20 protein-coding genes are annotated in these 18,698 nt (G+C 65.3%); 14 read left to right on the forward strand and 6 right to left on the reverse strand.

The window, feature by feature from the left end:
* The first annotated feature begins 15 nt into the window (after window positions 1-15).
* From pyrH to AB0J29_RS27620, 3 genes are all read left to right on the forward strand, one after another.
* Complete coding sequence (pyrH, locus tag AB0J29_RS27610) at window positions 16-744, forward strand: UMP kinase (RefSeq protein ID WP_364792347.1); 729 nt, start codon at window positions 16-18, stop codon at window positions 742-744.
* A 49-nt stretch (window positions 745-793) separates the two neighbouring features.
* On the forward strand, window positions 794-1,351 hold the full coding sequence (gene frr / locus AB0J29_RS27615; protein ID WP_040693344.1) for a ribosome recycling factor: 558 nt from the start codon (window positions 794-796) through the stop codon (window positions 1,349-1,351).
* Window positions 1,352-1,761: 410 nt separating this feature from the next.
* Window positions 1,762-2,628 carry a phosphatidate cytidylyltransferase gene (locus AB0J29_RS27620; protein ID WP_364792470.1) on the forward strand — a complete coding sequence of 289 codons (867 nt, stop codon included), beginning with the start codon at window positions 1,762-1,764 and terminating at the stop codon, window positions 2,626-2,628.
* A gap of 153 nt (window positions 2,629-2,781) precedes the next feature.
* On the opposite strand, the gene AB0J29_RS27625 is transcribed toward AB0J29_RS27620, so the two are convergent.
* Window positions 2,782-3,183: a lipopolysaccharide assembly protein LapA domain-containing protein gene (locus AB0J29_RS27625; RefSeq protein WP_364792473.1), complete on the reverse strand. Its 402-nt coding sequence runs from the start codon at window positions 3,181-3,183 to the stop codon at window positions 2,782-2,784.
* A gap of 132 nt (window positions 3,184-3,315) precedes the next feature.
* Here AB0J29_RS27625 and rlmN point away from each other — a divergent pair, with 132 nt between their 5' ends.
* Together rlmN and AB0J29_RS27635 are read left to right on the forward strand one after the other, a co-directional pair.
* Window positions 3,316-4,425 (forward strand): 23S rRNA (adenine(2503)-C(2))-methyltransferase RlmN, encoded by a 1,110-nt coding sequence (gene rlmN, locus AB0J29_RS27630; RefSeq protein WP_364792351.1) that lies wholly within the window; start codon window positions 3,316-3,318, stop codon window positions 4,423-4,425.
* A 497-nt stretch (window positions 4,426-4,922) separates the two neighbouring features.
* The gene (locus AB0J29_RS27635; protein ID WP_364792476.1) at window positions 4,923-5,168 is read left to right on the forward strand and encodes a cold shock domain-containing protein; all 246 of its coding nucleotides are present in this window, start codon (window positions 4,923-4,925) and stop codon (window positions 5,166-5,168) included.
* A gap of 9 nt (window positions 5,169-5,177) precedes the next feature.
* On the opposite strand, the gene AB0J29_RS27640 is transcribed toward AB0J29_RS27635, so the two are convergent.
* Window positions 5,178-6,206, reverse strand: a complete 1,029-nt coding sequence (locus AB0J29_RS27640; RefSeq protein WP_364792354.1) for an alpha/beta fold hydrolase — start codon at window positions 6,204-6,206, stop codon at window positions 5,178-5,180.
* Between the two features lie 121 nt (window positions 6,207-6,327).
* Here AB0J29_RS27640 and AB0J29_RS27645 point away from each other — a divergent pair, with 121 nt between their 5' ends.
* Window positions 6,328-7,365 carry a hypothetical protein gene (locus tag AB0J29_RS27645; protein WP_364792357.1) on the forward strand — a complete coding sequence of 346 codons (1,038 nt, stop codon included), beginning with the start codon at window positions 6,328-6,330 and terminating at the stop codon, window positions 7,363-7,365.
* On the opposite strand, the gene AB0J29_RS27650 is transcribed toward AB0J29_RS27645, so the two are convergent.
* On the reverse strand, window positions 7,362-8,153 hold the full coding sequence (locus tag AB0J29_RS27650) for an SAM-dependent methyltransferase (RefSeq protein ID WP_364792360.1): 792 nt from the start codon (window positions 8,151-8,153) through the stop codon (window positions 7,362-7,364). The two genes, AB0J29_RS27645 and AB0J29_RS27650, sit on opposite strands and share 4 nt — an antisense overlap.
* 200 nt (window positions 8,154-8,353) lie before the next feature.
* Here AB0J29_RS27650 and AB0J29_RS27655 point away from each other — a divergent pair, with 200 nt between their 5' ends.
* Both AB0J29_RS27655 and AB0J29_RS27660 read left to right on the forward strand, forming a co-directional pair.
* Entirely contained in the window at window positions 8,354-8,941 is a 588-nt protein-coding gene (locus AB0J29_RS27655) for an RNA polymerase sigma factor (RefSeq protein ID WP_364792363.1), read from the forward strand.
* Entirely contained in the window at window positions 8,922-9,236 is a 315-nt protein-coding gene (locus AB0J29_RS27660; protein ID WP_364792366.1) for a hypothetical protein, read from the forward strand. Before AB0J29_RS27655 ends, AB0J29_RS27660 begins: the two co-directional genes overlap by 20 nt.
* A 55-nt stretch (window positions 9,237-9,291) precedes the next feature.
* On the opposite strand, the gene AB0J29_RS27665 is transcribed toward AB0J29_RS27660, so the two are convergent.
* Entirely contained in the window at window positions 9,292-9,705 is a 414-nt protein-coding gene (locus AB0J29_RS27665; protein WP_364792369.1) for a DUF5997 family protein, read from the reverse strand.
* A 151-nt stretch (window positions 9,706-9,856) separates the two neighbouring features.
* Here AB0J29_RS27665 and AB0J29_RS27670 point away from each other — a divergent pair, with 151 nt between their 5' ends.
* On the forward strand, window positions 9,857-10,789 hold the full coding sequence (locus tag AB0J29_RS27670; RefSeq protein ID WP_364792372.1) for a LysR substrate-binding domain-containing protein: 933 nt from the start codon (window positions 9,857-9,859) through the stop codon (window positions 10,787-10,789).
* 41 nt (window positions 10,790-10,830) lie between these two features.
* Here the strand turns inward: AB0J29_RS27670 and AB0J29_RS27675 are convergent, their stop codons facing one another.
* Window positions 10,831-11,097 (reverse strand): DUF2631 domain-containing protein, encoded by a 267-nt coding sequence (locus AB0J29_RS27675; RefSeq protein ID WP_364792375.1) that lies wholly within the window; start codon window positions 11,095-11,097, stop codon window positions 10,831-10,833.
* A 166-nt stretch (window positions 11,098-11,263) separates the two neighbouring features.
* Here AB0J29_RS27675 and dxr point away from each other — a divergent pair, with 166 nt between their 5' ends.
* From dxr to AB0J29_RS27700, 5 genes are all read left to right on the forward strand, one after another.
* Entirely contained in the window at window positions 11,264-12,403 is a 1,140-nt protein-coding gene (gene dxr / locus AB0J29_RS27680) for a 1-deoxy-D-xylulose-5-phosphate reductoisomerase (protein WP_364792378.1), read from the forward strand.
* A 192-nt stretch (window positions 12,404-12,595) separates the two neighbouring features.
* Window positions 12,596-13,795, forward strand: a complete 1,200-nt coding sequence (locus AB0J29_RS27685; protein ID WP_364792382.1) for a site-2 protease family protein — start codon at window positions 12,596-12,598, stop codon at window positions 13,793-13,795.
* Window positions 13,796-13,974: 179 nt separating this feature from the next.
* Window positions 13,975-15,132 carry a flavodoxin-dependent (E)-4-hydroxy-3-methylbut-2-enyl-diphosphate synthase gene (ispG, locus tag AB0J29_RS27690; protein WP_364792385.1) on the forward strand — a complete coding sequence of 386 codons (1,158 nt, stop codon included), beginning with the start codon at window positions 13,975-13,977 and terminating at the stop codon, window positions 15,130-15,132.
* Between the two features lie 79 nt (window positions 15,133-15,211).
* Complete coding sequence (locus AB0J29_RS27695) at window positions 15,212-16,075, forward strand: GNAT family N-acetyltransferase (RefSeq protein ID WP_364792388.1); 864 nt, start codon at window positions 15,212-15,214, stop codon at window positions 16,073-16,075.
* 64 nt (window positions 16,076-16,139) lie between these two features.
* On the forward strand, window positions 16,140-17,927 hold the full coding sequence (locus AB0J29_RS27700) for a penicillin-binding transpeptidase domain-containing protein (RefSeq protein WP_364792391.1): 1,788 nt from the start codon (window positions 16,140-16,142) through the stop codon (window positions 17,925-17,927).
* 104 nt (window positions 17,928-18,031) lie between these two features.
* On the opposite strand, the gene AB0J29_RS27705 is transcribed toward AB0J29_RS27700, so the two are convergent.
* The gene (locus tag AB0J29_RS27705) at window positions 18,032-18,538 is read right to left on the reverse strand and encodes a peroxynitrite isomerase (RefSeq protein ID WP_364792479.1); all 507 of its coding nucleotides are present in this window, start codon (window positions 18,536-18,538) and stop codon (window positions 18,032-18,034) included.
* Window positions 18,539-18,698: the final 160 nt, after the last annotated feature.

Consider the following 18,698-nt stretch of genomic DNA (forward strand, 5'->3'; position numbering starts at 1 on the left):
AGGAGACGAACACCCATGACGTACCCCGGGACCGACCGCCCAGGATATCGCCGGGTGCTCCTCAAATTGGGCGGGGAGATGTTCGGCGGTGGCAAGGTCGGGCTCGACCCCGATGTGGTGCAGATGGTCGCCGAGCAGATCGCCGAGGTGGTTTCCAGCGGAGTTCAAGTGGCCGTCGTGATCGGCGGCGGCAACTTCTTCCGCGGCGCCGAACTCGAGGAGCGCGGTATGGAACGCGCCCGCTCGGACTACATGGGCATGCTCGGCACGGTGATGAACAGCCTTGCGCTGCAAGACTTTTTGCAACAGCAGGGCATCGACACCCGTGTGCAGACCGCGATCACCATGGGGCAGGTGGCCGAACCGTACCTGCCACTGCGCGCCAAGCGGCACTTGGAGAAGGGGCGCGTTGTCATCTTCGGCGCGGGTATGGGCATGCCCTACTTCTCCACCGACACCACCGCCGCGCAACGCGCGCTGGAGATCGGCGCCGATGTGGTGCTGCTGGCCAAGGCGGTCGACGGGGTCTTCACCGCGGATCCCCGCGTCGACCGGAGTGCAACCATGTACACCGAAATCACCCATAAAGAGGTCATCGAGCGTGACCTGAAGGTCGCCGACGCGACGGCCTTCAGCCTGTGCATGGACAACGAAATGCCCATGTTGGTGTTCAATTTGTTGACGAAGGGCAATATCGCCCGTGCGGTCGCCGGTGAGAAGATCGGCACATTGGTTCGGTCCTGACCCCGCGCCCGCGGATCATGACGATGACGACGCTGTGGAGGAAACGGTCGTGATTGAAGAAGCGCTCTTCGATGCCGAGGAGAAGATGGAGAAGGCCGTCTCGGTTGCGAAGGACGATCTCGGGTCCATCCGTACCGGTCGGGCGAATCCGGGTATGTTCCAACGGATTGTCATCGACTACTACGGTTCGCCGACACCGATTACCCAGGTGTCGAGCATTACCGTGCCCGAGCCGCGGATGGTGGTGATCAAGCCGTACGAGCAGTCGACGCTCGGCGCGATCGAGACCGCGATCCGCAATTCGGATCTCGGTGTCAACCCCACCAACAACGGTGACATCATTCGGATCTCGGTCCCGCAGCTCACCGAGGAGCGGCGCCGTGAACTGGCCAAGCAGGCCAAGGGCAAGGGCGAGGACGCCAAGGTCTCGATTCGAAATGTCCGCCGTAAGGCCATGGACGAACTGTCGCGGATCCAGAAGGATGGCGAGGCGGGTGAGGACGAGGTCGGGCGCGCCGAGAAGGAGCTCGACAAAACCACCGCGAAGTATGTCGGCCAGGTCGATGAACTGGTCAAGCACAAGGAAGCTGAACTGCTCGAGGTCTGAGGTCCGAGGCCGGATCTTTCGGGACCGCCCGGGCGGGGGACGAACGGAACGACGAGTTGAGCGACGGGACAATCGTGGCCGAGAACGCCGACGCGACCGGTGCGGCCGAGGAGCCGAGGCCGGCCAACGGCACAGTTGATGCGAAGGATGGGCGCGCGGTCGATGCCGCGATTCCCAAGGCCGCACCTCCTGAACCCGTGCGCACCGACTCCGCGACGTCCGAGGCCACGCGCCGGGGATCCACCACGCCCGTGGCCACCGGAAAGCCGATGGCCGCACCTTCAGGGCCAACGACGCCCGGACCCGCGAGCGGTGGGATCTCGGCCTGGGGACCGGCGACGCCGGGACCCGAGAACGAGGAATCCGCGACCCCCGAACACGCGACCCCCGAACATTCGACGGGTGAGCCGGTGAATGCCACCGGCCAGCAGAAGAACTCGGCGGAGCCCGCGGCCCCCGCCTCGCGTGCCGGCCGCAATCTGCCCGCCGCCTTGGCCGTCGGCTTCGGTCTCGGTCTCTCGCTCATCGCGATCCTGCTGTTCGTGCCGAAGGTGTTCATCGGTGTCGTGGCTGCCGCTGTCGGCGTCGCCACCTGGGAGGTCGCCAAGCGACTGCGGGAGGCCGATGTGCTCGTCCCGCGCATCCCGCTCATCGTCGGCGGTCAGGCGATGTTCTGGTTCGGCTGGCCATGGGGCGCCAGCGGTGTGGCAGGCGCCTTCGCCGCGACCACGCTGATCTGTATGGTGTGGCGCCTTTTCGATCACGGCTTGCAGACCGCGCCGCGAAACTTCCTGCGCGACACCGCGATCGCGATCTTCACCCTGGCCTGGATCCCGCTGCTCGCCTCGTTCGCGACGCTGCTGCTGCTCGAGCCCAACGGCAATCTGCGGGTGCTGACCTTCATGATCCTGGTGGTCTGCTCCGATGTCGGCGGTTATGTGGCAGGCGTGCTGTTCGGGCGGCATCCGATGGTGCCCGCGATCAGCCCGAAGAAGTCTTGGGAGGGCTTCTGCGGTTCGCTGGTGTTCAGCGTGATCGGCGGACTGCTGACGGTCACCCTGCTGTTGGAAGCCAATTCGATGGTCGGCGTGGTGCTCGGCGTCGGCCTGGTACTGGTCGCGACCGTCGGCGATCTCATCGAATCTCAGGTCAAGCGGGAACTCGGTATCAAGGATATGGGCACCCTGCTGCCCGGCCACGGTGGCATCATGGACCGCCTCGACTCGATGTTGCCCTCGGCCTTCGTGTCCTGGCTGGTGCTGTCCACCCTGATCTGACCGCCTCGACCACGCCGCGTACCTGAGGCGATCGACCGCCGATGGGTGTCGCGCATCGGGCAGTCGTTGGGTATGCCTCCGGTACTGGTTTCGGCCGAGCGTTCCAGCCGATGCGGCGCGTCCCACCACGTTGGCGGCGACGAGGGGATGGTGCTAGCGCTTCACCGCGCGGCGGAGTTGGAAAATGCGCAGACCGCCCACCAGCGCCATCACCAATGCACCGGCGATCACCGACAGCAAGACCATGATTCCGACCGGCAGCGAGAAGTTCCAGAAGAACAGATCCACTCGCTGCTGTTCCAGGTTCTGCAGGATAAAGATCAGAACCACGATCCCGATCAGCGCCGCGACGATCAATCCGACCCAGGTCTGGCCGGTCCGAGTCGTCGTCACTGTCTTGCGGTCGGATGGCTCCACCGTCTTGCCGCCGGTCGTTGACGGGGGTGTGACCTCTCCGGTGCGCTCCGGCTCCGGCGACTCGGCGTGGCTGGTCATGGTCCGATCATTGCTGATCGCCATGGCCGGTGTACGCGTTTCGGCATCGAGGATCGGCACGTTGTGCAACCCGGCAAGGGGAGCTCGCTGTTGCTGGTGCCGATTGATCGAACGTGACCTTCGTCGCGTCGGAAGTCGTGATGGTCACCTTCGGGCAGGGCCACTCACGCGAGATGGGACACTGGAGGAACTATGACGGCCTCCCTGCCCCTCGTCTTCGATGCTCCGCGCCGTGGCATGCCGCCGCGCCACCTCGCCGACCTCGATGCCGACGGCCGCAAGGCCGCGGTCGAGGAGCTCGGTTTACCGAAGTTCCGCGCCGACCAGATCGCGCGCCAGTACTACGGCCGCCTGCAGGCCGATCCGGAGCAGATGACCGATCTGCCCGCTACGGTGCGTGAAAAGGTCGGTGCAGCGCTGTTCCCGCCGCTGATGTCGGTAGTAAAGCATCTCGTTTGCGACGGCGGCGAGACGCGAAAGACCCTGTGGCGCGCGGGCGATGGCACCCTGTTGGAGAGCGTGCTGATGCGCTATCCCGACCGCGCCACCCTCTGTATCTCCAGCCAGGCGGGCTGCGGTATGGCCTGCCCGTTCTGTGCCACCGGCCAGGGCGGCCTCAACCGCAATCTCTCCACCGCCGAGATCGTCGATCAGGTCCGTGCTGCGGCCGCCGCTATGCGCGATGGCGAGGTCTCGGGAGGTCCGGGCCGCCTGTCCAATATCGTTTTCATGGGTATGGGCGAGCCGCTGGCCAACTACAAGCGAGTGGTGGCCGCCGTCCGTCGCATCACTTCACCCGCGCCGGACGGGTTCGGTATTTCTCAGCGCAACGTGGTCGTCTCCACCGTCGGCCTGGCTCCGGCGATTCGCAAGCTCGCCGATGAGGACCTCTCGGTCACCCTCGCGGTGTCGCTGCATACCCCTGACGACGAACTGCGCGACACCCTGGTGCCGGTGAACAACCGCTGGCCGGTCGCCGAGGTCCTCGATGCCGCCCGCTACTACGCCGATAAGAGCGGTCGTCGGGTATCCATCGAGTACGCGCTGATTCGCGATATCAACGACCAGCCGTGGCGCGCGGATATGCTCGGCGCCAAGCTGCACAAGGCCCTTGGCTCCCGAGTGCACGTGAATGTCATCCCGCTGAACCCGACTCCGGGGAGCAAGTGGGATGCCAGCCCGAAACCTGTTGAGGCCGAATTCGTTCGCCGCGTCAACGCACAGGGCGTCCCGTGTACAGTGCGTGACACCCGCGGCCAGGAAATCGCCGCCGCCTGCGGACAACTCGCCGCCGAAGGTTAGCAGCGCTCGGCGTTCCAGCCCGTGCAGCGCATGTTCACGCGCGGTCGTCATGAGGTACTGAATGTCATATCGGTGCAAGATCCGGCCGGGTTCCAGTGCTCGACCGTGACCGGTTGGTGGGTATTGGGGCGCAGGCCGATGTGGCCGTCGGGGGCAATGCCGATACCGGCGGTGCGGTGGAGGCGGTGTCAATGGACTGACTGCCTCCATGACCGACTCGGCTCCCGCAGGGCCCTGGCTCAGGTGTGATTGTGCCGCTTGCGGGTATGCGCGGACGAGAGGAGCCGCGGTCGCTCTGTCCCCGATCGAGGAGGTACGCGATGGCCACCGGTCAGCAGAAAGACGTCGTCACGCTCTTGCACGCACAGCACGAACTGATCAAGGGGCTGATCGAAAAAGTACAGCTCGCGCAGGGTGCGGCCAAGCGTGGGTCGTTCGAGGAGTTGGTCCGCACGCTGGCCGTGCACGAGAGCGTTATCGATCCGACTTCGGTATGGCTGACCGGTACGGTGGCCTGGTTCGACGAACAGCGTGGGTTCGGCTTCATCGATCCCGACGGTGTCCGGCAATGGCCGGTATTCGTCGAATACAGCCATATCGATGTGCCGGGCTACCGCGCGCTGGCCGAGGGTCAGCCGGTGCGTTACCGGTGCGATCCGCAGGCGTACGGTCGCGCTGCCGCGGTCGTGCGCCCCTACGTGCCCGTTATGATCACGGAACTTCAACTGCCGCAAGCAGATTGAGCTACAGACTTATCCGGCGATCGACTTCATCCAGTCGATAACGGCTGCCTGATACTGCGCGGTATTCCGCGCGAGATTCACCGAGTGTCCGCTGCCTGGCAGCACGAAGGTGCGCAACCGCGCGGCCGGAGTGAAAAACGCCGCCTCTGCGGCATGCAGGGTGGCGCTGTCGGTGCAGATCGAATAGGCGGGTCCGCAGGACAACCGGTCCAAACTGCCATTGACCAGCATGACCGGGGCGCTGATCGAACTGGACATCCCGGGCAGAGTGGAGGTCAACCCGTCGGGATATTCGGTGAGCGAGAAGGTCTCCTTGGTTGCCTCATCGATCGCGAGCACCTGGGGATCGACATTGTCCGGTCCGAAGAACGCACTGGCGCGGGTGCCCGGTCGGGTCACGAGATAGCCCGAATCGTATCCGCGGCTGGCGAATACGGGGTCCTGCACGGCCTGGTAATAGCTGCCGATCACGCCGAGGACGTCCGGCACGCTCAGGGTGTGCGAATATCCGGTGAGCAGCACACCGTCGACGTCGTGGTAGGTGGTGGCTTCCATGACCGAGGTTCCGGAACTCAGGGAATGACCACCGGTGACGACCTTGCCGAACGGTTGTCCGCCCGCGAGTCCGTTGCGCAGGGCCTGCACGATGTCGTGCAGGGCTGCTGCGGTGGCGGTCGCGGTCAGTGTCATGCTCGGCGGGCGAGTGCTCGCGCCGTTACCGAGTCGATCGGCCACCAGCGTCGCGTAGCCCGCGGCATTCATCGCGCGCCGGAAGTTGTAAGTCTCTGGGGCGTAAGGGAAATCCCAGTAGATGTGGTTGTAGTTGGACCCCGCCATCAACACCATGACGGTGTCGGTCGGCCGGTCCGGCAGGCACAGGGTAGCGCCCAGGGTCCCCTGTGGCACCGGGAAAGTGAGCTCCTGACACCGGTCGGGCGAGGCGGCCGGATCGGCATCGGCCACGGCCGGCACCACACCGAACATTGTTGCCGCCGCGGTAGCGGCTACCAGCATTCGGGTGTAGAGCTTCTTTGTCACCGCGTTCCCTCCGAATGGGAAATATTGTGCGCCGCGCCATCTTCTGGCGAATCACCCTACCGCACACGAAGATCCGTAGCTATGGGGTTGCGTGATGAAGACACGTTCTACGATGCACGGCATGGTTTCGCGTGGTGTGCATTTCGTCGGCAGCTTTCCGGGTACGAGTACGGACGACGCGATGGGCGCGATGCTCGATGCCGCGGGGTCACGGCTACGCACGCTCCCGACCGGTGAGACACGTCGCTACGAGTTCTATGTCCAGCCGATCATCGAGGATCTGGTGGCGCAGGGCGCATTGGAGGTGAAGAAGGCGGGCACGTGGGGGTCGAGTCGGGAGCGGACCATCCATCGCGTCCCGGACGGTCGCGAGCTGACGGGCGACATGATGAACCTCGGCTATCTCGCCGAGGCCGAGGAGGCGCTCCCGATATTCCGGGATTTGCGCGCGGCGCGCGGGTTGCCCGAACTGTCCCTCCAAATCGGGATGCCGACCGATTTCACGTTGGCATTCGTCGCCATGGGCATTCCCGGTGTCCGGTTGCACCGCAAGGCATTCCGTGATGCCACCGTGCGCGATATCGCCGCCATCCAGGAACTGGTCGGTACCGACGGGATCGTGCAACTGGAGGCCACCGCGGAAATGGTCATCATGGCAAAGACGCAACCACTGCACCGACGACTGGACGCGGCATTGCGTCTGGGTGAGGGGATTGCCACGCTGGCCGAATCCGCCCCTGCGGGAACCAGATTCGGCGTGCACCTGTGCGTCGGCAGTATGCACAACAAGTCCCGGGCCGGTATGCGTGATCTGCGCCCGTTCGTGGACCTGGCCAATTCCGTTGTCCGGCAGTGGCCGTCGGATCGCCCGCTGACCTATGTGCACGGTCCGCTCGCTGCGGGAGATATCCCGCCGTCGACGAATCCCGCGTACTACGCACCTCTTGCGGACCTGTCCCTCGGCGATGGCACCAATTTCTATGCGGGATTCGTCCACGACACGCCCACGGTGACACAGCAGGTCGAGACCTTACGGATGATCGAGAACGCACTGGGCAGACCGGTCGACGGCGTCGCGAGCGCTTGTGGCCTCGGTCGCCGCCCGCGTCCGATCGCCGATGCGCTCGCAGCGCGGGCCGATACGCTCGCCGACACCTAGGGCTTGCGTCCGACGCCGCCCAAGATCACCAACTTGGTGGGGGGCAGGTCGTTGCCGAGCCATTCCTGTACCGGTACCAGCCCGGGTTCGACCACCTCGAAGCCGTCCAGGTAGGCCGCCACCATTTCCGGGGTCCGGAATCGGACCTGCGCCGAGCTGCCGTCGGTATCGCCGGTCGACCGCGCGACGAACTCCGGGATCGTATCCGCGGATCCGTGGGTGAAGGCCAGGATGCTTCCTGGCGCCATGGCATCGCGCAAGCGTGCGATGATCTCGGCCGGCCGCTCATCGTCCATCACGAAGTGCAGCACGCCGACAATCAGAATCGCTACCGGCTTGTCGAAGTCGATCTGCCCTTCGGTCTTCGCCTTCTCGATGATCTCGTCCGGTCGGCGAATGTCACCAAGTATCGCCGTGACGCCGGATGTGCTGGACAGCAGCGCGTTGGTGTGTACGTACACGACCGGGTCGTAGTCGACCATCGCCACGCGCGCCGAGGGGTCGACCTTCTGCGCGACCTGGTGCACGTTGGGTGCGATGGGGATGCCCGCACCGATATCGATGAACTGCCGAATCCCCGCCACGGCAGCGTCTTCCACGGCTCTGAGGAGGAATTTGCGACTGAACCATGCCGTCGTCTTGGTGTCGGGCGCGACCGCGAGCATGCGCTCGGCGACCCGCTGGTCCACCGTGTAGTTGTCTTTACCGCCGAGCATGTAGTTATACACCCGAGCTGCATTCGGCTTGGATGGATCGACGCCCGCCGGTGCTCGATCGGCCTCAGCCACCGCACCTCCTCTATGTCCTTCGGCACATAGTAACAATGCCTGCTCATTTGTTGCATTGATCAGGCGGCGACGCACGATCGCGGTGAATCCTTTGCGCGGGTTACACCTCTCATACTTGTGTCGGCAACACGGCCGGCACGAGATCGGGAGGTTGACGTGATCCTTGCCGCGATTGTTGTTGGAGCACTGCTCATTTGTGCGTGCAGTATCACCGTGCTGCGGCGGCGGAGCCGGTCGCAGTGACCGGGGTGTGCTGGCCCGACGAACATCTCGTCGCCGCGGCGCGCGAGGGCGATATCGAGTCGATCAGCACGCTGGTATCCGGATCGCATCCGCATGTGCGGCGATTCGCCTACTCGCTGTGCGCGACGCCGGAGGATGCCGAGGATGCGGCGCAGGAGGCGTTGATCATTCTGTACCGCAAGATCGGGACGCTGCGGGCATCGGGTGCGTTGGCCTCGTGGATGTTTCGGATCGTGCGCAACGAATGCCTGCGGCAACTGCGGTTGCGCACGCGTCGGGCTGAACCGAATCCCGACTCGGCCGTCGCATCGGCGGAAGAGCAGGCGATCAATCGCCTGGAGGCCGAGCGGGTGGCCGCGGCGATCGCGGCACTGCCCGTCGATCAGCGGCGGGTGCTGATCATGCGAGATGTGCAGGGGTACAGCGGTCGAACGGTCGCGGATCTGCTCGGACTGAGCACCGCGGCGATGAAATCACGACTGCATCGGGCACGTTCGGCGGTACAGCGGAGTCTGGAGGTCGGTAATGACGGAAACATCGCATAGCGATGCCATGTGGGGTGGTGGTTCGGGACGGGCGGGTGAGTTTGCCAGCACGTCGTTATCGCGCCATGTGGTCCGTGGCGCAATCGGATTCGGCGCCGTAATCGGTTCGGTCGCGCTGATGCCCGCACTCGGCCCCGTCAGCCTGCTGCTCCTGCCGGTCGGCCTCGTCGCATTGCGTGGCTGTCCGACCTGCTGGGCGATCGGCTTGCTGCAGACCCTCTCACGTGGCCGACTGCAGCGTTCGTGCACCGATGGAACCTGCCAACTGGTGACCACGAAATCCGGTGCGACATAACCGCTTCCATCGCCCCGCACAGAGCGCGGCCGCACCCCGACCGGGTGTGGCCGCGCTAGGTGCGGTTCTTGGCGGGGCGGTTGGAGGCGGCGCGGCGTTCGGCCTGTTGGGTTTTGATGCGCTCGTTTTCCTTCCGCACCTCGGCGTAGTTCTCGCGCTCGCGAATCAGCCATTCCGGCGGGTCGGCGAGCAGGTCGGCGATTTCGTCGGCGTTCATCGCGTCGGAGACTTCGGCGCGGGCCAGGCCGGTATTGGAAACTCCGAGTTTGCGGGCGACGATATCGCGGGGGAAGGGTCCGGTCTTGCGCAGTTCCGCCAGCCAAGCCGGGGGATTGGTGCGCAGTTCTTCGAGTTCGGCGCGGGAGATCGGGGAGTTGCGGAATTCCTCAGGCGTCGCCGGAAGGTAGATGCCGAGCTTGTTCGCCGCGGTCAGCGGCTTCATGGTCTGCGGTTTCTTATCCGGGCTCACCCGTACAGCCTAATGGGCACAGCCGGACGCAGTCTGCCCGCGGTCTGTTGCGCTTGGACGAGTATGCGAGGCCACCTCCTATCCGGCCCGCCGCGGCTCCGGACCACCCACCTCGCGAGTCCCCGGCCTCGAGGGCAATACGCTCATAGGAATGAACCCCGAATCCATCGATGTGACTCGCCTGCGCTGGTTCGTCGCGGTTGCCGAGGAACTGCATTTCGCCCGCGCGGCGAAATCGCTGCACATTTCGCGGCAGAAGTTGAGTCACACGGTGATCGACTTGGAGCACGAATTGGGGACCGAACTCTTTGTGCCCGGGGCGCAGTCGACCCAGCTGACCGCGGCCGGACAGCAGTTGCTGCGCGATGCCAGGGATATCATCGCGCGCGCCGAGCAGCCCGAGCCCGTGGCCACTGCGGATGTCGTGCTGCGGGTCGGCTTCGTGCCGGGTGTCACGGTCTCCAAGTGGACGCGGATCTGGGGTGAGCGGTTTCCGGACACTGCGCTGGAGGTGATCCCGATTCCGATGGCAGAACAACTCGCCGCGCTCCGTGACGGGCGCGTCGACGCCTGCTTCGTTCGCCTACCCATCGATCGTGCGGGTCTGAGCGCGATTCCGCTCTACCGCGAGCTGCCCGTCGTTGTAGTGCCCAAGGACCACACCCTGTCACTGTTCGAGCAGGTGGGCATGGGTGATCTGGCGGGTGAACGGATCCAGGACGCGAGCGATATCGATGCGATCGCGGGCACCATCGAATTGGTCGCGGCCGGTGTCGGCGTCGCCATCGTCCCGCATTCCATTGCCCGCCTGCACGCCCGTCGCGACCTCGTCTACCGGACGATGATGGGCGTCCCGGAAACCGAAATCGCCTTGGCCTGGCCCGCCACAAAGACCACCGAGCTGATCGAGGAGTTCGTCGGTATCGTGCGCGGCCGCTCGGAACGCAGTTCGCGCACCCAGGCGCAGCGCAAGAAGACCGAGCCGAAGAAGACCGCCGCGAGGCGCTCGACGAGGGGGGCCGCGAAAAGCGTCGTCAAGAACACCGGAGCCAAGAAAAAGCCCGCCAAGCGACGAGGGCGTTAGGCGGGCGAATCCGCAACCGAGTCGATGCCTTTCGGCGTGGACTATCGAGGCTTGCGGCGCAGGATCGAGTCGCGGATCATGATGACCGCGAGCAGGATGGCGAAGCCGACCAGGAACACGTCCTCGACATGGCCCTTGTGGTTGCCGATCGTCATGGCCACCAGGATGAAGCAGACGATCCAGCCCGCGGCGCGGAAGGTGCGGCGCGATTCCCCGCTCCAGCCCCATGCGGCGGACGGAACCTCGGCGGTATCCACGTGGGTGACGATTGCGCGGTCACTGGTGGGTTCGAGTTCCGTGGCGGCCACGATCGCTCCTTAGCTCGGTGTGGGCGTTGCTGCCGATATCGTGGCATACGACCGCTCGTCGTAGCCAGCAGGGCTGTGTTTGATCGGCGGTGTCAGCGGCGCCCTACGTGGTTACGCAGGCTACCGTCTTCGGGTCCGGCGCTGGCCCCGCTGCCACAATGGGGCTGTGTCCGACATTGTGAGAGTCCTTCTGCTCGGCAGTACCGGTTCCATCGGTACCCAAGCGCTCGAGGTGATTGCCGCCAATCCCGATAAGTTCGAGGTGGTCGGCTTGGCCGCGCGCGGCGGCAATACCGAACTGCTCGCGGCGCAGATGGCGGCCACCGGGACCCGCAATGTCGCGGTCGCCGATCCGGCCGCGGGTGCCCACCTCGACCTGGCGCTGAGCGGTCCGGGCGCGGTCACCGAACTGGTGCGCCGCACCGAGGCCGATGTCGTACTCAACGCATTGGTCGGCTCGCTCGGCCTGGAACCGACCCTCGCCACGCTGCAATCGGGCACCCGCTTGGCGCTGGCCAATAAGGAATCCCTCGTCGCGGGCGGCTCGCTGGTAACCCGGGCCGCCGCACCCGGGCAGATCGTGCCGGTCGACTCCGAACACTCCGCGCTCGCCCAATGCCTGCGCGGCGGCCGGGCCGAGGAGGTGGATCGGCTGGTGTTGACCGCATCGGGCGGCCCGTTCCGCGGCTGGACCACCGAAATGCTGGAATCGGTGAACCCGTCCGAGGCGAAAGCGCATCCGACCTGGTCGATGGGCCTGATGAATACGCTGAATTCGGCCTCGCTGGTGAACAAGGGCCTCGAACTGATCGAGACGCATCTGCTGTTCGGTGTGCCCTACGACCGCATCGATGTCACGGTGCATCCGCAGTCGATCGTGCACTCCATGGTCACCTTCACCGACGGTTCCACCCTGGCCCAAGCCAGCCCGCCCGACATGAAGCTGCCGATCGCATTGGCCCTCGGCTGGCCCGATCGCGTGCCGGGCGCAGCCGCCGCATGCGACTTCAGCACCGCCTCGACCTGGGAATTCGAGCCGGTCGACAATGCGGTATTCCCGGCGGTCGAGCTGGCCAGGCAGGCAGGCAGCGCGGGCGGCAGCGTGACCGCGGTCTACAACGCGGCGAATGAGATTGCGGTGCAAGCCTTTCTGGATGGCGTCATTCGTTTTCCGGATATCGTGCGCACCGTCGCCCGCGCTGTCGAGGCGGCCGATCAGTGGCGCACCGAACCGGAGACCTTGCAAGACGTACTCGCCGCCGATACCTGGGCCCGCGACTACGCGCGCACACTGGTCAACCGCTAGATCGAACGGCGTAGGACGCGCCGAAGGACGGCGGCCTGGCAGACTTGACGGAGAGGGTTGGTCGGCGTCCGGTTACTGTGGTCGGGGTGCTCGCGGTGCGGATGGACGCGCCTGTGCGGGTAGTCGCGGCCACTGTGGGCGGCGGCACTTCATTCGAGGCGAGCTGCGTAACGCAGGAGGGCTGTACAGCAAATGGTGTTCGCGTTGGGGTTCGTACTGTTCGCCCTCGGCATCACGATCTCGATCGCGCTGCACGAATGCGGGCATATGTGGGCCGCTCAGTCCACCGGCATGAAGGTGCGGCGCTATTTCATCGGCTTCGGTCCGAAGATTTTCTCCTTCCGGCGCGGTGAAACCGAATACGGCCTCAAGGCGCTGCCGCTCGGCGGCTTCTGCGATATCGCGGGCATGACCGCATTGGACGAACTCGCACCGGAGGATCTCGACCGGGCCATGTATCGCCAGGCCACCTGGAAGCGCCTGGTCGTGATGTTCGGCGGGATCGGGATGAACTTCGTGCTCGGCTTTCTGCTGCTGGTCGTGCTCGCGATCGGTTGGGGCCTGCCGCGCTTCGACCAGCCGCCCGCCACCACCATCGGCGCGATGAAATGCGTCGCCCAGCAGAATCCGGATAAATCGCTGGCCGACTGCCAGGGCACCGGTCCGGCGCAGCGGGCCGGGATGCAGCGCGGTGACGTGGTCAAGGCCGTCAACGGCGTGAAGGTGACGACCTGGCAGCAGTTCACCGCCGAAACCCAGAAGCAGACCGGCCCGTTCACCTACACCATCGAGCGCGACGGTCAGACCAAGACCATCGAGGTCACTCCCGAACGCGTCACGCGTTATCCCGAGGACGGTCCGGGCCGTGAAGTCAGCGCGGTCGGCGTCGGTTCGGAGTACTACGAACCCCTGAAGTACAACGCGTTGGCCGCGATTCCGGCCGCCGGCGCGTACACCGGGCAGATGTTCGTGCGCACCGTGGAATCGCTGGCCCAGCTGCCGCAGAAGGTTTCCGCGCTGTGGACCGCGGTGACCGGCGGCGAGCGCGATCCGGAAACCCCGGTCAGTGTGTACGGCGCGAGCAAGATCGGCGGCGAGACCGCCGAGCGCGGCCTGTGGGGCGTGTTCATCCTGGTCCTGGCCAGCCTGAACTTCTTCCTCGGCGCCTTCAACCTGGTGCCGCTGCTGCCGCTGGACGGCGGCCATATCGCGGTGGTGCTCTACGAGAAGATCCGCAATACCGTGCGCGGCTGGAAGGGGCTGGCACCGGGCGGTCCGGTCGACTATCTGAAACTGCTTCCGGTGACCTATGTCGCAGTGGTGATCGGTGGTGCGTATATGGTGCTCACGCTGGTCGCCGACATCGTGAATCCGATCCAGTTGTTCCGCTGACGCCCCAACCTGTCGCGGTTGTACCGCGATAGCCACCGCGAAGGCTGGATTGCTGGTATTCCGGGACATCTGTGCGTCATGACTCATGTCATGGCTGTCACAGGGTGAGTAGCCGCAGTGCGCGGTTAAGCTCGATAGGCGAACGGCCCAAAAGTACGCACGAAAGTAGGCAGCCGAAAGTGACCAGCACAATCGGATTGGGGATGCCGACCGCACCCGCGGCCGTTCTCGCGCCTCGCCGCAAGACTCGCCAATTGATGGTGGGCAATGTGGGCGTCGGCAGTGATTCCCCGATTTCCGTGCAGTCGATGACCACCACCAAGACCCACGACGTCAACGCCACCCTGCAGCAGATCGCCGAACTGACGGCCTCGGGCTGCGATATCGTGCGCGTTGCCTGCCCGCGTCAGGAGGACGCCGACGCACTGGCGACCATCGCGCGCAAGAGCCAGATCCCGGTTATCGCGGATATCCATTTCCAGCCGCGCTACATCTTCGCCGCCATCGATGCGGGTTGTGCCGCAGTGCGCGTGAACCCGGGCAATATCAAGGAATTCGACGGCCGGGTCGGCGAGGTGGCCAAGGCCGCGGGCGCGGCGGGCATTCCGATTCGCATCGGCGTGAACGCCGGTTCGCTGGATAAGCGGATGTTGGAGAAGTACGGCAAGGCGACCCCGGAGGCGCTGGTCGAATCGGCGCTGTGGGAGGCGAGCCTGTTCGAGGAGCACGGCTTCGGCGATATCAAGATCTCGGTCAAGCACAACGATCCCGTGGTCATGGTCGAGGCCTACCGTCAGTTGGCCGCGCGGTCCGATTACCCGCTGCACCTCGGTGTGACCGAGGCCGGTCCGGCGTTCCAGGGCACGATCAAATCCGCCGTCGCATTCGGTGCGCTGCTGTCCGAGGGCATCGGCGACACGATTCGGGTGTCGCTGTCCGCGCCGCCGGCCGAGGAGGTCAAGGTCGGCGGGCAGATCTTGCAGTCACTGAACCTGCGCCCGCGCAAGCTCGAGATCGTTTCCTGTCCGTCCTGCGGCCGCGCCCAAGTCGATGTGTACACCTTGGCCAATGAGGTGAGCGCCGGTCTGGAGGGCATGGAGGTGCCGCTGCGGGTGGCCGTAATGGGCTGCGTGGTGAACGGTCCGGGTGAGGCGCGCGAGGCCGACCTCGGTGTCGCCTCGGGTAACGGCAAGGGCCAGATTTTCGTGAAGGGTCAGGTCATCAAGACCGTGCCGGAGGCGCAGATCGTGGAGACCTTGATCGAAGAGGCCATGCGCATTGCCGAAGAGATGGGCGAGACAGTCGTCGCCGGCGAACCCGTGGTCACGGTCGGCTGACTCTTCGAGCGACCAGCGAGCGATCGCGGGTTCCCGAGTAGCCGTACCACAGTCGAGCGATTCGTGGCAGGCTGGCGATGTGCGGAGTCTGCTGGAGCCGGCGCGACGGGCAAAGGATGCCCCCGCGCGTCAGCTCGCGAACCGGGATCTGGCACAGGTGCTACGGGTGCTGGATAGCGATCCGATCGCCTCGTGCATGGTGGCGGCGCGGTTACAGGAATTCGGTCTGGATACCGGCGTCGGCCATGGTGAACTGTGGAGTCGGGGTGGTCCGGCCGAATCGCTGTGCTTCTCCGGTGCGAATCTTGTGCCCCTGCGCGGCGACGAGGATGCATTGCGCGCCTTCGCCGCGCGGGCGGTCCGCTGGCCGCGGGTGTGTTCGTCGGTGGTCGGGCGTCAGGAATTGACGTTGCCGCTGTGGGAGATGTTGTCCGCGCATTGGGGACCGGAACGCGAGCTCCGCGGTGCGCAGCCGCTGCTCGCCCTCGGCCAGCCCGCACGGGCTACCGCCGACGCGCAGGTCCGCCGCGTCCGGCCGGATGAGTTGGAGCGCTACCTCATTGCGGCGATCGCCATGTTCACCGAGGAGGTCGGGGTCGATCCGCGCGCGGGTGACGGCGGCCGCGGCTATCGGCGCCGGATCCAGAGCCTGATCGAATCCGGCCGTGCCTGGGCGCGTTTCGAGGGCGGCGAAGTGGTGTTCAAGGCCGAGGTCGGATCGCTGTCCCGGCGCACCGGGCAGATCCAGGGCGTTTGGGTACATCCAGAACGTCGCGGCGAGGGCCTGGGCACCCGAGGCACGGCCGCGGTGGCGAATGCGGTGGTGGCATCCGGCCGCACCGCCAGTCTGTACGTGAACGACTACAACAACATCGCCCGCCGGGCCTACAGCCGGGTCGGATTCCGGCAGATCGCCACCTTCGCGACCGTGCTGCTCGATTGAACGCGGCGCCGAACACCGGTGCGCCACAGCCGTTTGCTCGCCGTTGGCTATACGATCTGTCCCGATGTCGACTCGCATGCTCATCACGCTGGCCGTCGCGGCACTCGCGGCGGCGGGATCCGGCTGTTCGGCCAGCCCACAGGGACCGGTGCCAGCGGCCGAAGCCTTCCTTGCCGCCCTCACCGACCACGACATCGAGGCCGCGGCCGAACTCACCAGTCAGCCTGAGAAGGCAACCGCCGCACTACGTGCCACATGGGACGAGTTGCAGGCCGAGAAATTGCGCGCGCATACCGGCGCGGCCAGGGTCGCCGGCGATACCGCGACCGTCGACTACACCTACGAGTGGCATCTGCCGAAGGACCGGATCTGGAAATACACCGGACAATTGCAGATGGGGCGCAGTGACGGCCGCTGGATGGTGCGCTGGACATCCTCGGATATCCATCCCAAACTCGGCAACACCCAGACCATGGCATTGCGTGCCAACCCGGCCCCGCGCGCCAGGGTGAACGAGCAGTCCGGCAGCGATGTGCTGGTGCCGGGCAAGGTATCTCGGGTCATGTTCACCCTGGCCACCGCACCGGATCCGGGTTATACGGTGACCTCGTTGGCGGCGGCACTGAACCGTTTCGACGAGCGGCTCACCCCCGAGGCGATCCTGAGCGCGGCGTACGCCGCCAAGGGCGAGTACACCGTTGCGCTCTTGAGCGAGAACGAATTCGAGCAGGTGAGTGCCGATCTCATCGGTCTGCCCGGAGTAACAGTGACCCAGCAGTGGGATATGGTCCCCACCGACCGGGATTTCGCACCCGATCTGCTCGCGCAGGTGCGCAAGACGGTGATCGCCGAGGTGGATGGCAAGGCGGGCTGGAGCGTTGTCACCATGAACGCCAACGGCGCCGATACCGACGTACTGACCGAAGAACCCGCACAACCGGCCCCGTCGTTCTCGCTCAGCATCGACCGCAATGTGCAGAACTCCGCACAGCGCGCCGTCGACGGCCGCGCGGAGCAGACCATGATGGTGGTGCTGCGACCATCGACCGGCGCGATTCTCGCTGTCACACAGAACAAGGCGGCCGACCGTGACGGTCCGGTGGCGACCATCGGCCAGTATCCGCCGGGCTCGGTGTTCAAGACGGTGACCGCGGCGGCCGCGATGACGCTTGGAAAGGCCACTCCCGAAACGGTTTTGCCATGTACGAGCCGAATTATCATCGGGGAGAGGACGATTCCGAACTACAACCTCTTCCAACTCGGCGATGTGCCGATGGCCACCGCCTACGAGCGGTCCTGCAATACCGCATTCGCGAAGCTGGCCAGTGAGCTGCCGGGCGACGCACTGTCTAATACTTCCGCGAAATTTGGTGTGGGACAGCGGTATACGATTCCCGGGCTGCCGGCCGAATCGGGTTCGGTGCCACGGGACGACGATCTGATCCAGCGCACCGAGGACGGTATCGGACAGGGCAAGGTGGTCGTGAGTCCGTTCGGAATGGCGGTGCTGGCCGCGACCGTCGCGCACGGATCGGCGCCGGTGCCGTATCTGATCGCCGGACGAACCACCGAGATCAACGGCGACCGTCCGGCTCTCAGCGCCGAGGTGATCGATGGTTTGCGCCTGATGATGCGCAAAGTGGTCACCGGCGGTACCGCCGAACGCATTGCCGACCAGGGCGAGGTGTACGGGAAGACCGGGGAGGCCGAGGTCGACGGTGGCTCGCATTCGTGGTTCGTCGGTTATCGCGGCGATCTGGCCTTCGCGACACTGCTGGTCAAGGGCGGCAGTTCGGATAATGCCGTCGCGGTGACGCGCGATATGCTCGCCGCCCTACCTGCGGGCTACTGATCCCGGAGACAGCGGCGTAACGGCCGTCGACGGAGCGATTCGGCAGCTAGCGCTCGGCACATACGCGAGTTGGTCACCAGAGGGTGCGTGCGACGCGGTGGCCGTCAGGCACGGTGCAAGGTAGCCGCAAGGTGGTGGGTCAATGGTTCGCCGACCGCGGCCATGCGCAGTGTGTATTCGATGGTGTCGTCGGTCAATACGATCGAACGGCCGAGAGCGGTCACCATTTTCGCGGTACTGCTGCGGCCGATGCTGGTCGATTCGAACTCCATACGCAGTTCGCCATCGGCAATGGTGAGACTGCCCTCACAGATCTCGGTGATGCCGGTCGGGTGGGCCAGGATCAACTCGACGTGATCCGGGCGTGGGCAACGCAGATAACCGGTTTCGGCATGCATCGGCCGGCTGCCGTCGGCGGCGCGGGTGCGCTGCCGGTAGGTGAGGAATGGTCGGCCCAGGTGACCGAACTTGACTTCTTCGACATAGTCGAATGACTCGATGGTCGGGTATTCACCGTGCCCGGGTCCGCGCCATGTGCCGAGCAATGGTGCAAGCGGAGCGATATCGGGATGGGGGGCAATGGCAGGTTGGGGGGCGACCACGCGCGACAGCTTAAACCTGTCGGATCCGGGGTGCTCCCATGCGGTCGAAATTCCTCCAAGCTAAGGTTAGCGTCGCCTAATCGCTAAATGAGATTGCGAGTGGCTGGAAAGGACGAAGAAGTTGAACGCACGCCTTAGTGAATCGCGCCGCACCGGTGCCTGGCGGTCG

It is taken from the genome of Nocardia sp. NPDC049707 (assembly GCF_040674855.1).
Classification (GTDB): domain Bacteria; phylum Actinomycetota; class Actinomycetes; order Mycobacteriales; family Mycobacteriaceae; genus Nocardia.